Source organism: Leifsonia shinshuensis (assembly GCF_013410375.1).
In the GTDB taxonomy this organism is placed as follows: Bacteria; Actinomycetota; Actinomycetes; order Actinomycetales; family Microbacteriaceae; genus Leifsonia; species Leifsonia shinshuensis.
This window is the reverse complement of the sequence record NZ_JACCFL010000001.1, coordinates 3520543-3532576: the sequence shown is the minus strand read 5'-3', so window position 1 is coordinate 3532576 and position 12034 is coordinate 3520543. Positions and strand designations below refer to the sequence as shown.

11 protein-coding genes and 1 riboswitch are annotated in these 12034 nt (G+C 69.9%); of the genes, 5 read left to right on the top strand and 6 right to left on the bottom strand.

Annotation, left to right across the window (positions count from 1 at the left end):
* Window position 1 precedes the first annotated feature (1 nt).
* Window positions 2-1009, bottom strand: coding sequence for a bifunctional diaminohydroxyphosphoribosylaminopyrimidine deaminase/5-amino-6-(5-phosphoribosylamino)uracil reductase RibD (gene ribD / locus HNR13_RS17090; RefSeq protein WP_179607732.1), 1008 nt, complete (start codon window positions 1007-1009; stop codon window positions 2-4).
* A 136-nt stretch (window positions 1010-1145) separates the two neighbouring features.
* Window positions 1146-1298: riboswitch (FMN riboswitch) on the bottom strand.
* Between the two features lie 170 nt (window positions 1299-1468).
* On the opposite strand from ribD, the gene HNR13_RS17085 reads away from it, so the two are divergent.
* A complete protein-coding gene (locus HNR13_RS17085) occupies window positions 1469-2020 on the top strand; it encodes a hypothetical protein (RefSeq protein ID WP_179607731.1) in 552 nt (183 codons plus the stop codon).
* A gap of 50 nt (window positions 2021-2070) precedes the next feature.
* Here HNR13_RS17085 and HNR13_RS17080 read toward each other — a convergent pair whose 3' ends face one another.
* Together HNR13_RS17080 and HNR13_RS17075 are read right to left on the bottom strand one after the other, a co-directional pair.
* Window positions 2071-2649, bottom strand: coding sequence for a hypothetical protein (locus HNR13_RS17080; RefSeq protein WP_179607729.1), 579 nt, complete (start codon window positions 2647-2649; stop codon window positions 2071-2073).
* Between the two features lie 99 nt (window positions 2650-2748).
* Window positions 2749-3771 carry a sugar-binding transcriptional regulator gene (locus HNR13_RS17075; RefSeq protein ID WP_179607727.1) on the bottom strand — a complete coding sequence of 341 codons (1023 nt, stop codon included), beginning with the start codon at window positions 3769-3771 and terminating at the stop codon, window positions 2749-2751.
* Between the two features lie 123 nt (window positions 3772-3894).
* Here HNR13_RS17075 and HNR13_RS17070 point away from each other — a divergent pair, with 123 nt between their 5' ends.
* The 4 genes from HNR13_RS17070 (at window position 3895) to HNR13_RS17055 (ending at window position 9606) form a co-directional block, all read left to right on the top strand.
* Window positions 3895-5634, top strand: a complete 1740-nt coding sequence (locus tag HNR13_RS17070) for an FAD-dependent oxidoreductase (protein ID WP_179607726.1) — start codon at window positions 3895-3897, stop codon at window positions 5632-5634.
* A gap of 130 nt (window positions 5635-5764) precedes the next feature.
* Window positions 5765-6544, top strand: a complete 780-nt coding sequence (locus HNR13_RS17065; protein WP_179607724.1) for an aquaporin — start codon at window positions 5765-5767, stop codon at window positions 6542-6544.
* A 71-nt stretch (window positions 6545-6615) separates the two neighbouring features.
* Complete coding sequence (gene glpK, locus HNR13_RS17060) at window positions 6616-8130, top strand: glycerol kinase GlpK (RefSeq protein ID WP_179607723.1); 1515 nt, start codon at window positions 6616-6618, stop codon at window positions 8128-8130.
* 150 nt (window positions 8131-8280) lie between these two features.
* On the top strand, window positions 8281-9606 hold the full coding sequence (locus HNR13_RS17055; protein ID WP_179607721.1) for an LCP family protein: 1326 nt from the start codon (window positions 8281-8283) through the stop codon (window positions 9604-9606).
* A 72-nt stretch (window positions 9607-9678) separates the two neighbouring features.
* Here the strand turns inward: HNR13_RS17055 and HNR13_RS17050 are convergent, their stop codons facing one another.
* The 3 genes from HNR13_RS17050 to trpS are packed head-to-tail and all read right to left on the bottom strand — an operon-like array spanning window position 9679 to window position 12019.
* Window positions 9679-10413 carry an HAD-IA family hydrolase gene (locus HNR13_RS17050; protein ID WP_179607719.1) on the bottom strand — a complete coding sequence of 245 codons (735 nt, stop codon included), beginning with the start codon at window positions 10411-10413 and terminating at the stop codon, window positions 9679-9681.
* Window positions 10410-11009, bottom strand: coding sequence for a GNAT family N-acetyltransferase (locus tag HNR13_RS17045; protein ID WP_179607718.1), 600 nt, complete (start codon window positions 11007-11009; stop codon window positions 10410-10412). The genes HNR13_RS17050 and HNR13_RS17045 overlap by 4 nt, the downstream gene beginning before the upstream one ends.
* Window positions 11009-12019, bottom strand: a complete 1011-nt coding sequence (gene trpS, locus HNR13_RS17040) for a tryptophan--tRNA ligase (protein WP_179607716.1) — start codon at window positions 12017-12019, stop codon at window positions 11009-11011. Before trpS ends, HNR13_RS17045 begins: the two co-directional genes overlap by 1 nt.
* Between the last annotated feature and the right edge of the window lie 15 nt (window positions 12020-12034).

Below are 12034 nucleotides of genomic sequence, written 5' to 3'. Positions count from 1 at the left end.
CTCAGGCCTCCTGGTGGCTGGTCGGGACGGGCACGGCCCGCAGGTAGAGGTCGACGCCGAGCCGTTCGACGTCGAGGATGCGCAGCTTGCGCTGGTCGCCGATGGTGTCCGCGCCGATGTCGCCGAGCGCGAGCTTCGGGCCGCCGAGCAGCGCGGGCGCGAGGTAGATGGCGAACTCGTCCACGAGCCCCGCGGCGACGAACGCGCTCGCCAGGGTCGGGCCGCCCTCCACGTAGACCCGGCGGAAGCCGCGCTGGTGGAGGTCCGCGACGACCTCGTGGAGGTCGTGGGTGCCCTCGAAGATCACGGGGTGCGGGTGCCGGAACACCGCGGCGTCCTTCGGGACGGCGCGCGTGCCCACGACGACCGGCGTCGGCTGCTTCGGCAACAGCTCGCCCGCGTCGCCGCGCGCGGTCAGGCTCGGGTCGTCGGCCAGCACGGTGCCGGTGCCGACGACGATCGCGTCGGAGGCCTCGCGCTGCTCGTGCACGCGCTGCCGGGCCGCAGCTCCGGTGATCCACCGGCTGGTGCCGTCGGCCGCGGCCGTGCGGCCGTCGAGGGTGCTGGCCCACTTGACCGTGATGTGCGGGCGGCCCAGCCGCGCGGCCGTCAGCCAGTCGCCGAGGAAGCGCTCCGCCTCATCCGCGAGGACTCCGCCGATCACCTCGACGCCGGCCTCCCGGAGCCGTTCGGCCCCTCCGCTGGAGTGCCGGCCCGGGTCCGCGACCGCGTAGACCACGCGGGCGACGCCGGCGGCGATCAGCGCCTCCGAGCACGGCCCGGTGAGTCCCCAGTGGTTGCAGGGCTCCAAGGTGACGACGGCGGTCGCGCCACGTGCGCCGCCCTCGGGGAGGCTGCTCAGCGCGTCCACCTCGGCGTGCGCGGTGCCCGCGCCGCGGTGGAAGCCCTCCGCGATCGTGCGGCCCTCGGCGTCGAGGATCACGCAGCCGACGCGCGGGTTCACGCCGGTGGCCGGACCGCCTTCGGCGAGCCGAAGCGCGGTGCGCATCGCCGCTTCCCATTCTCCAGTCCGGGTCATCCGGGCGTCGTCCTGTCTCTCGCTGCGAGATCTCTCTCGTCATGTGAGACGTGATGCCGGGGTCGCTGGAGCCGAAAGCTCGCGTTCGCGGCGGTTGTCGACCGCCGACGTGCGCCTCCCATCCGGACTGAGCGCCCAGGCTCTCGCCTGCACGCATTACCGTCGGTGCCGGAATTCCACCGGCTCGGCAGGGGGCTCTCGCCTCCCGCTCGCGGACTGTCACCGCCGGTTCGGACTCTCACCGACCCCGGAGCACGTTCTTCTGTTGTCGAGTGTAGATCAACGCCGGAACGCGCGGACTATTCCCGGACATATGCGGACATCGAGGAGCAGCGTCTTGCCTGCGGCGAGTTGGTAGGCTCAGGGGACGCTGGCGTCTCAGATGTATGAGTGCTGATGGAAGATTTCGTAGGCGAGTAAGGAGCAGTCATGCGGTTTGAAGATGCCCATGAATGGTCGAACGACATGACGATTCGCGTGTCCGACGGTGCGAACCTGATCGACCTCTTGTGGTTGCGCCACATGGCGGTGGGAAACGCCGAGCCGTCGTTGCCGCCGGCGACGCTTCCCGGGGAACCGGTTTCCTCGGATGACCACCGACTGGTCGGGACCTGGGAGAAGCTCTGGAAGGACAGCCTCGAGCACTCGCGGCGTGTGCATGAGCTCGACCCGCTCGCTGTGGCGGAGCACCCCGAACTCTGGGCTGCGCCCGACGTCGGAGCGTTCGCGGATGAGCTCGGTCTCGATGCCGGCGAGGGCGTGCGTTCGTGGCGAGGAGCCCCCGATTTCTACAATGCCGAGAGGGCGGTCGTCGAGGATGTCCGCGTCGCCTGGCAGCGCGGTCTGCGGACGGTCATCGAGCTCCCTCTCGCCGGCGGGTACTGGCGGAAGCTCTCCGCGGCGACGCTCGTCGTTTCGAGCGTCACCCGCCGCGACGTGGCCGGCTACTCGGAGGCGTTGCGTTCGTTCGGGCGGATTTGAGCAAGCGGGTGTGGCCGCCGCGATGACACCCGCTCGTCGTGCTCGGTCGGTCACGAATGGAAATTCTCTCCCGGCGATCCGGATGCGCAGACGGCCCCGTTGTTCATGACGACGTTGGAGCCAGGGAGCACGTTCGCGAAGCCATCCCCGGGCATGGAGAATGACCAGCTACTGCTCCAGGAGGACCCGCTCGCGCCGCCCCACCAGTACGAGGGCATGCCCGACCATCCCCACACCTGCACGGTCCAGTTCTTGGCGATCACCGGCCGCGGGACGACGAAACCAGTGGAGATGAATTTCGAGTTGCCGCGGCTGACGGCGTTGATCCAGGAGTTGCCGCAGGGACCCTCGACCCAGGTGGTACGGCTCATCGCGAGTGACTTCTCGAACCGGACGGCTTCGGGACTCACGGCGACCGAACGCTGCTGACCATCGCTGTCCGTGACGATCCGGTAACCGTTCGCTTCCGCGACGGCCGAGTCGAATCCGGACGGGACCATCGCGACGGAGATTGTCTCCGTCTCCGCGGTCGCGTCGTCGGCCTGGGCGGCGAGCGCGCCGGATAAGGCGAGCGCGCCGGCGAGCGCCGAAGCCATGCCGACACGGATTGCGTTGAGCCCAAAGGTCATGGGGTTCCCTTCATCGTTGAATTGGCGACCAGATTCCGATCGTCGACTTCAACACTACAAACGTTAGATTGCAGTTAGAAGGTTAAATTTCAGGCGACGTCAGGCCGCGTCCTCCACGGGCCCCACCGCCCCCGCCGCCTCGCCCGCCTCCCCAATATCCGCCAGCGCACGCGCCGTCCCCTCGTCCACGATCAGGTCGGTGATCAGCCCCGCCGCCAGCGCCCCGCGGAGGCTGTGCACCTTCGACGGACCCGACACGATGCACACCCGCCGCGGCACCCGCTTGATGAGGTCGATGTCCGGACCGCTCGCGCGCTCGTTCAGCGGGATCCCGTGGTGGCTGCCGTCCTCGCGGAAGAAGACCGTCGCCACGTCGCCGACCACTCCGGACGTGTCCAGCGACGCGTAGTCCGCCGCGTCGAGGTAGCCGCCGGCGTAGACGTGCGAGCGCACCTCCGAGAACGGCGAGCCGAGGCCGAAGAGGGCGACGTCCATGCGCTCCTGGATGTCGAGGATGCGCCGCGTGCTGCGTTCGCGCCACATCGCCTGCTTGGTCTGCGGGTCGTCGAACAGCGCCGGCACGGGGAACTCCTGGATCGTGCCCGAGTAGGTGTCGCCGAACCGGCGCAGGATCTCGGACGCGTAGAGCACGCCGGTCGTGTATGTGTTGCCCGCCCCGTTGAGCTGCACGAACTCCACGTTGTGCAGGTCCTTCGGGATGAGGTGCCGGCTGAGGGCGCTCATCGTCGAGCCCCATGCCACGCCGACCGTCATGTTGGAGTCGATGAAGCGGTCGAGAATCCGTGCAGCGGAGATCGCGACGCGCTCCAGCCGGTCGACGTCGCTGATGGCGCTCGGCATCGGGACGATGTGCGCGCCGATGCCGTAGCGGGCGTGCAGTTCCTGCTGGACGCGGGTGGCGCCCTCGTGCGGCTGGGCGATCTGGATGGTGACCAGCCCGGAGGCGCGCGCATAGGAGAGGAGCCGGGAGACGCTGGACCGCGAGGTGTGCATCTCGTGGGCGATGGCCTCCATCGTCAGGTCCTGCATGTAGTAGAGGTGGCCCGCTTTGAGGGCGTCGCGGACCTTCTCCGGGAGGTTCTGGGTCTCGGGTGCGGACATTCGGGGACCGCCTTCTGCTTTCGGGTGGTTGCACGTATGTGCATCCGGCTTGATCGAAGTTGTGCCGGCATCGAAGACTATAGCGAAACCCACCGCCGTTCAGTAGAAGCACCAGGAGTCACCGTGACGACGAAGTCGAATCCCCGCCCCGAGATCCAGCAGCTGCGCGAACGCCCGAACGCGCAGGTCGTCATCGTGGGCGGCGGCATCAACGGGCTCGGCACCTTCCGCGACCTCGCCCTGCAGGGCGTCGACGTGGTGCTCGTGGAGCGCAACGACTTCGTGTCCGGCGCGTCCGCGGCCTCCAGCCACATGATCCACGGCGGCATCCGCTACCTGGAGAACGGCGAGTTCCGCCTGGTCAAGGAGTCGGTCACCGAGCGCAACGGCCTGCTGAAGATCGCGCCGCACTATGTCAAGCCGCTGCAGACCACCATCCCGATCTACTCCACCTTCTCCGGCATCCTCGCCGCGCCGCTGCGCTTCCTCACCCACAAGCAGGGCAAGCCGAAGGAGCGCGGCGCGTTCCTCATCAAGACCGGCCTGACCATCTACGACACGTTCTCGCGCGAGGGCGGCACCGTGCCGCGGCACAGCTTCCACGGCCGCCGCAAGTCGCTGGAGACCCTCCCGAAGCTCAACCCCGAGCTCAAGTACACGGCGACCTACTTCGACGCCTCGGTGCACGACCCGGAGCGCCTGGCGCTCGACGTCCTCGCCGACGGGCTCGCGGCCGGCCCGCACGCCCGCGCCGCCAACTACCTGGAGGCGATCGGAGCGCAGGACGGCGGCGTGCTCGTCCGCGACCGGGAGACCGGCGACGAGTTCACGATCACCGCCGACATCGTCGTCAACGCCTCCGGTCCGTGGACCGACCTCACCAACGCGGCCCTGGGCCGGGCCACGCAGTTCATGGGCGGAACCAAGGGCTCGCACATCGTCCTCGACAACCCGGAGCTGCTGGAGGCGTGCGCCGGCCGGGAGATCTTCTTCGAGAACAACGACGGCCGCATCGTACTCATCTACCCGCTGAAGGGCAAGGTCATGGTCGGCACGACCGACCTCGAGGCCGACATGGCGGTCCCCGCGGTGTGCACCGAGGAGGAGATCGACTACTTCATCGAACTGGTGTCGCACGTTTTCCCAACGATCCCGGTGACCCGCGAGCAGATCGTCTACAGCTTCTCCGGAGTCCGCCCGCTGCCGCACCACGACGACACGGCGCCCGGCTTCGTCTCCCGCGACTACCGCATCGTGCCCGGCACGATCGCCGGCCTCGGAGACACCACCGTGCTCAGCCTCGTCGGCGGCAAGTGGACGACCTTCCGCGCCCTGAGCGAGCACCTCGCCAACGAGACGCTGGCGGCCCTGGGGATGACCCGCACCGTCGCGACGCTCGGCCTGCCGATCGGCGGCGGAGCCGGCTTCCCGGCCACGCCGGAGGCGGAGCGCGACTGGGTGGCCCGCTACGGCGCCGACGTGGGCGCCGCCCGCGCCACCGCGCTGCTGCACCGCTACGGCACCAAGGCGGCCTTCGTCATCGACGCCATCGCCGGCTGGGACGGCGACGACGCGCCGCTCGCCGCCGCTCCCGAGTACTCCCGCGCCGAGATCGACCACCTGGTGCGCACCGAGCGGGTCGCGCACCTCTCCGACGTCTTCCTGCGCCGGACGAGCCTCGCGTTCACCGGATCGGTCTCGATCCCGCTGGTCCGCGAGATCGGGGAAATCGTCGCAAACGCCCTCGGATGGTCGCCAAACCGTCGGTCGGAGGAGGAAGATGCGTTCCAAGCGGAACTGGCGGCCGCCCACCGGGTGAACCTGGCGTCGGGGGACGGAAGCGAGGCCGCGGCGCTCCGATAATGCACGAACGTGCATAGAACGGTCCTTGCCCGGGCGGACCCGACCGCAATAGCGTTCAAAGGCCCACCCTGGCGAGAGCCACACCATCGCACGACAGGGTGCGGGTCAACTGAACAACTGGAAGGTCAACGTGGACAATATCGGTATTGATTTCCTGTCAGAGTTGTGCGGAACGGCAATGCTGGTGCTTCTCGGTACCGGTGTCGTCGCGAACGTCGCCCTGATCAAGAACAAGGGCTTCAACGGCGGGTTCCTGATGGTGAACTTCGGCTGGGGCATCGCGGTCTTCTCGGGCGTCGTCGTCGCGTACAACTCGGGAGCCCACCTGAACCCGGCGGTCACGCTGGGCCTGGTCGCCAACGGAGCCAAGGCGTTCGGTAACGCCGCGGCGCACACGCTCGTGCCGGTCAACTTCGTCACCGTGCTCTTGTACATCGTGGCCCAGCTGATCGGAGCGTTCATCGGCGCCTGCCTGACGTTCCTGGCGTACAAGAAGCACTTCGACGAGGAGCCGGACCCGGGCAACAAGCTCGGCGTCTTCTCGACCGGACCTGCGATCCGCAGCTACGCGTGGAACCTGGTCACCGAGATCATCGGCACCTTCGTCCTGGTGTTCGTCGTGATCGCCTTCGGTCACCAGCCCGGCACCGCAGCCGGTCTCGCCGCCCTCGGCGCACTGCCCGTCGCCCTCCTCGTGGTCGGCATCGGCGCCAGCCTCGGTGGTCCGACCGGGTACGCGATCAACCCGGCGCGTGACCTCGGCCCGCGCATCGCGCACGCCGTCCTGCCCATCCGGGGCAAGGGCACCAGCGACTGGTCCTACTCGTGGGTCCCGATCGTCGGCCCGATCATCGGCGGCCTGCTCGCCGGCTGGCTCGCGCTGCTGCTGCTCCCCATCCTCACCAAGTAACACCCGGGGGCCGGCCGGGGGAGACCCCGACCGGCCCTCTTCAGTCCCACCCCCAAACAAAGGAGTTACGTATGGCCGACTACGTCGTCGCTATCGACCAGGGCACGACCAGCACGCGGGCGATCATCTTCGACAAGTCCGGGTCGATCGTGTCGACCGGGCAGCTGGAGCACGAGCAGATCTTCCCGCGCGCCGGCTGGGTCGAGCACGACCCGAAGGAGATCTGGAACAACACCCGCGAGGTGATCGGGCAGGCCCTCTCCAAGGCGGACCTCACCCGGCACGACATCGCGGCGGTGGGCATCACGAACCAGCGCGAGACCGCGGTGGTGTGGGACAAGAACACCGGTGAGCCCGTCTACAACGCCATCGTCTGGCAGGACACCCGCACCCAGCCGATCGTCGACCGCCTCGCGGCGGACGGTGGCGTCGAGCGGTTCAAGCAGATCGTCGGCCTCCCGCTGGCGACCTACTTCTCCGGCACGAAGATCGCCTGGATCCTGGAGAACGTGGAGGGCGCCCGCGAGCGCGCCGAGCGCGGGGACCTGCTGTTCGGCAACACCGACGCGTGGGTGCTCTGGAACCTCACCGGAGGCCCGGACGGCGGCGTGCACGCCACCGACGTGACCAACGCCTCCCGCACCATGTTCATGGACCTGGAGACCCTCAGCTGGCGCGACGACATCCTCGAGGTGTTCGGCGTGCCGCGCTCGATGCTCCCGGAGATCAAGGCCTCGTCCGAGGTCTACGGCACGGTCGAGTCCTCCAGCCTGCTCCGCGAGGTGCCCGTCGCGGGCATCCTCGGCGACCAGCAGGCGGCCACGTTCGGCCAGGCGGCGTTCGATCCGGGCGAGTCCAAGAACACCTACGGCACCGGCAACTTCCTCATCTTCAACACGGGTGAGGAGATCGTCCACTCCAAGAACGGCCTCCTGACGACGCTCGGCTACAAGCTGGGCGACGACAAGCCGCACTACGCCCTGGAGGGCTCGATCGCCGTCACCGGTTCGCTGGTGCAGTGGCTGCGCGACAACCTCGGCCTCATCTCCAGCGCCCCCGAGATCGAGGACCTGGCGAAGACCGTCGAGGACAACGGCGGCGCCTACTTCGTGCCGGCGTTCTCGGGCCTGTTCGCGCCGTACTGGCGGTCGGACGCGCGCGGCGCCCTCGTGGGCCTCACGCGCTACGTCAACAAGGGCCACATCGCCCGCGCCGCACTGGAGGCCACGGCCTTCCAGACCCGCGAGGTGCTGGACGCGGTCAACGCCGACTCCGGCGTGGACCTGACCGAGCTGAAGGTCGACGGCGGCATGATCGCCAACAACACCCTCATGCAGTTCCAGGCCGACATCCTCGGCGTGCCGGTCGTCCGACCGGTCGTCGCGGAGACCACCGCGCTCGGCGCCGCCTACGCTGCCGGACTGGCGGTGGGCTTCTGGGAGAACCTGGACGACCTGCGCAAGAACTGGCAGGAGGACCGCCGCTGGGAGCCGAAGATGGACGCCGCCGAGCGCGACCGCCAGCTCCGCCTCTGGAAGAAGGCCGTCACGAAGACGTTCGACTGGGTCGACGACGACGTTAAGTAGCCTCCGCACAACCAGCCTCTGGCCAGTGCCACCGAGCGCCGTCCGGCTTCCGCCGGGCGGCGCTCGTGCGTTGCAGTGTGGATGTGGATTCTTGCAGACTCCTCATCCCCGGGAAAGGATTCGCGCAGATTGCTGCCTTAGCTTCGAAGGATGCGTCATTCCACGGTCCCGCGACCGACCCCGGTACGGCACGGCCGTCTCCCGGTCCGTCGCGCCCGCGGACCGGTCGCGCGCCTGCTCGCGGCCATCGTCGCCGTCGCCGTGGTCTCCGCCGGAGCCGTCGCGGCGTACGCGGTGCAGGACACCGTCCGCTCCCTGAAGCCCTCCGTCCACCTGGTGTCCGCGGCAGGCAAGGCCGTGACGGTGCCCAGCATCGGCGCGGAGTCCGGAGCTGTCAACATCCTCCTGGCCGGCACCGACACCCGGACCGGCCAGGGCGGCCAGTTCGCCAGCGCTCAGGAGCTCGCCGGGAGCTCGGGCGCCGGCAACAACGACGTCACGATGGTCCTGCATCTCTCGGCCGACCACCAGCACGCGACGGTGATCAGCATCCCGCGCGACCTGATGGTGCCGATCCCGTCCTGCCCGACGTCCGGAGGCGGCTCCACCTCGCCCCAGGACAAGGCCCAGTTCAACACCACGCTGTCGACCGGCGGCCTATCCTGCGTCGTGCTCACGGCGGAGGCGCTCACCGGCCTCAGCATCCCGTACGCGGCGGAGGTGAGCTTCGACGGCGTCTCGGCGATGTCCGACGCCGTCGGCGGCGTCACCGTCTGCCTCGCGACGCCGCTCACCGACCCGTACGTCGGGCTCAAGCTCCCCGCCGGGCAGCAGACCCTGGTCGGCGCCCAGGCGCTCGCGTTCGTCCGCAGCCGGCACGGCGTCGGCGACGGCAGCGACCTCGGCCGGATCAGCAACCAGCAGCTGTTCCTGTCGTCGCTGCTGCGCAAGGTGACGAGCGCGGGCGTGCTGGCCAACCCGCTGACGCTGTTCACGCTCGCGAAGGCCGCGACCTCCAACCTCACGCTCTCGGACACGATGTCCTCCCCGACCACCCTGGTGTCGATCGGGCTCGCGCTGAAGAGCGTGCCGCTGAGCGACTTCGTCTTCCTCCAGTACCCGGCGATGACGGACCCGGAGAACGTCAACCGGGTCGTCCCCGAGCCGACCGGAGTGGACGCCCTCAAGCAGGCGCTCGCCTCCGACACCCCGGTCCAGCTCACCGGGACGACGGGCAACGGAACGGTGTCGGCGACGCCGAGCCCGTCCGCGACGCCGGCCACGCCCAGCACGGCCGCGACGCCCGCGCCGAGTGCGACGTCGAGCGCCGCGAGCGGCAGCACCGCCGGCGGCAGCACGGCGGGCGGCAGCACGGCGACGGGCAGCACGCCGGCCCCGACCTCGTCGGCGGTCAGCCTCCCGTCGAACGTCACCGGTCAGACGGCCGCGCAGCAGACCTGCACGAAGGGGAACTGACCGCGGGCCCTGACTCCCTGGCAGAACACGCCGTCTGGGTAGAGCGGCACGCGGCGTGTTGTGCCAAGCGGATCAGCGAGCGAGTGCCGCGGGCAGCTCGGCGAGCGTTGTGAGCTCGATCACGCCGAGCTCCGCGGCCTCCGCCGCATCCTCGCCCGTCGGCACATCCCCGCGCCGGTTGAGCCACACGCCCGTCAGCCCTGCGCGCGCCGCGCCGATCGCGTCCGTGCGGAGCCGGTCGCCGACATAGGCCGCCTCGGCGGGGAGCACCCCGAAGACCGCGCACGCGTGCTCGAAGATGCGCCGGTCCGGCTTCGCCACCCCGACCTCCCCGGAGGCGATCAGGTGCTCCATGCGGGCGTCCAGGCCCACAGCCTCCACCTTGCGTCGCTGGAACGCCAGGTCGCCGTTGGTGATGAGCCCGAACCGGACGCCGGGGATCGCGGCCTCCAACGCGTCCAGGCATGGGATCGCGTCGTCGTGCAGCGACCAGGCCGCCACGTAGTGCTCGAAGTAGTCCGCGAACCAGGCGCTCGCCTCGGCGTCGCTCAGCGCGACGCCGTGCCGGGCGGCGAAGTCGCGGGCGCGCGCCTGGCGCTGCCCCTCGAAGTCGAGCCGGCCGGCGAGGTAGGAGTGGTAGTGCTCCTCCTCCAGGTCGTGCCAGAGCGCGGTCAGGTCGACGGCCTCCATCGTGGCGTACGGCTCGCCGAGCCGGGAGGCGTAGTGCTGGATTCCCGTCGACACCGCCGCGCGATGCGCGAACAGGGTGTCGTCGAGGTCGAAGAGGACGACGCGAGGGCCGGTCACCGCGCGGCCTGCGCGGAGGTGAAGGCCGGCCAGCCGTCCGCGGGCTGCCGCGGGTCGCCGGGCAGGAGCGCTGCCTGCCAGTCGTCGCGCCGCACGCCGCGATGCGGGGCGCCCAGGCGGGCGACGCCCTCCCACTGGAAGCCGGCCCGGCGCGCGACCGCGGCGCTCGCGGCGTTGCCCGCGAAGGCGTGCCACACGACGCGCTGGAGGCCGAGCCCCGCAGACGCGTCGAACGCGTAGTCGAGCACCACGTCGACGGCGGCGGCCATCCAACCGCGCCCGCGGGCGCCCGCGGACAGCCAGAAGCCGATCTCGCCCTCGCCGTCGTGGAGGTGGTGCAGCCCGATCATCCCGTGCAGCAGGCGCGTCTGCGCGTCCCGGAGCGCCCAGGTGCACTCCCGGCCGCTCGCCCAGCCGTCCGGGACGATCCCGGCCACGAACTTCTCGGCGTCGGCGCGCTCGTACGGCGACGGCACCGTGGTCCAGGCTGCGATCTCCGGGTCGCGGCAGAACTCCGCGATCCGGTCGATGTCGGCCTCCACCGGCGCCGACAGGACGACGGGGCCGCCCGCCAGCTCCACCGGCGCCGGAGCCATCAGTGCGCCCGCCGCAGCAGGCCGATCGCGTTGTAGGCCTTCGCCAGCGTCCGCTCGGCGACCTCGCTGGCCCGCGCCGCGTTGCCCGCGAGGATGCGATCGAGCTCGGCCGGGTCGGACAGCAGGTCGAGGGCGCGCTCGCGGATCGGCCCGAACGTCTCCACCACGACCTCCACGAGGCCCTTCTTGAAGTCGCCGTAGCCCTTGCCGTCGTACTCCAGCTCGATGTCGGCCACCGCGCGGCCGGAGAGCGCGGAGTAGATGCTGAGCAGGTTGGAGATGCCCGGCTTGCCCGCGCGGTCGAACGACACGACGCCGTCGGTGTCCGTGACGGCGCGCATGATCTTCTTGCGCGTCACGTCCGGCTCGTCCAGCATCCAGACGATGCCGGCGCCAGACTCGGCGGACTTGGACATCTTCGACTCCGGGTTCTGGAGGTCGTAGATGCGCGCGCCGTCCTTGAGGATCATCGCCTGCGGCACCACGAACGTCTCGCCGAACCGGCTGTTGAACCGCTCGGCCAGGTCGCGGGTCAGCTCGACGTGCTGGCGCTGGTCGTCGCCGACCGGCACGACCTCGGAGTCGAACAGCAGGATGTCCGCGGCCATCAGCACCGGGTAGGCGAACAGCCCGACCGAGGTCGCGTCCGCGCCCTGCTTGGCCGACTTGTCCTTGAACTGCGTCATCCGGGAGGCCTCGCCGAACCCGGTGATCGTGTTCAGCACCCAAGCCAGCTGCGCGTGCGCGGGCACGTGCGACTGCACGTACAGGGTGGAGGCCGACGGGTCGATGCCCGCGGCGATGTACTGCGCCGCTGTGCGGCGGGTCTTTTCGCGGAGCTCGGCCGGGTCCTGCGCGACCGTGATGGCGTGCAGGTCGACCACGGAGAAGAACGCGTCGTGCGTGCTCTGCAGGTCCTTCCACTGCAGGAGGGCGCCGACGTAGTTGCCGAGGTGGAGGGAGTCCGCCGACGGCTGCATGCCGGAGTACAGGCGGGGGAGTGTGCTCATGTCACTGCTTTCGAA

Excerpts from the sequence above, each read along its gene's own strand:
- HNR13_RS17075 (WP_179607727.1), bottom strand. The coding sequence starts at position 3,771 with ATGTCCGCACCCGAGACCCAGAACCTCCCGGAGAAGGTCCGCGACGCC.
- HNR13_RS17055 (WP_179607721.1), top strand. The coding sequence starts at position 8,281 with ATGCGTCATTCCACGGTCCCGCGACCGACCCCGGTACGGCACGGCCGT.
- glpK (WP_179607723.1), top strand. The coding sequence starts at position 6,616 with ATGGCCGACTACGTCGTCGCTATCGACCAGGGCACGACCAGCACGCGG.
- trpS (WP_179607716.1), bottom strand. The coding sequence starts at position 12,019 with ATGAGCACACTCCCCCGCCTGTACTCCGGCATGCAGCCGTCGGCGGAC.
- HNR13_RS17080 (WP_179607729.1), bottom strand. The coding sequence starts at position 2,649 with ATGACCTTTGGGCTCAACGCAATCCGTGTCGGCATGGCTTCGGCGCTC.
- HNR13_RS17045 (WP_179607718.1), bottom strand. The coding sequence starts at position 11,009 with ATGGCTCCGGCGCCGGTGGAGCTGGCGGGCGGCCCCGTCGTCCTGTCG.
- ribD (WP_179607732.1), bottom strand. The coding sequence starts at position 1,009 with ATGCGCACCGCGCTTCGGCTCGCCGAAGGCGGTCCGGCCACCGGCGTG.
- HNR13_RS17085 (WP_179607731.1), top strand. The coding sequence starts at position 1,469 with ATGCGGTTTGAAGATGCCCATGAATGGTCGAACGACATGACGATTCGC.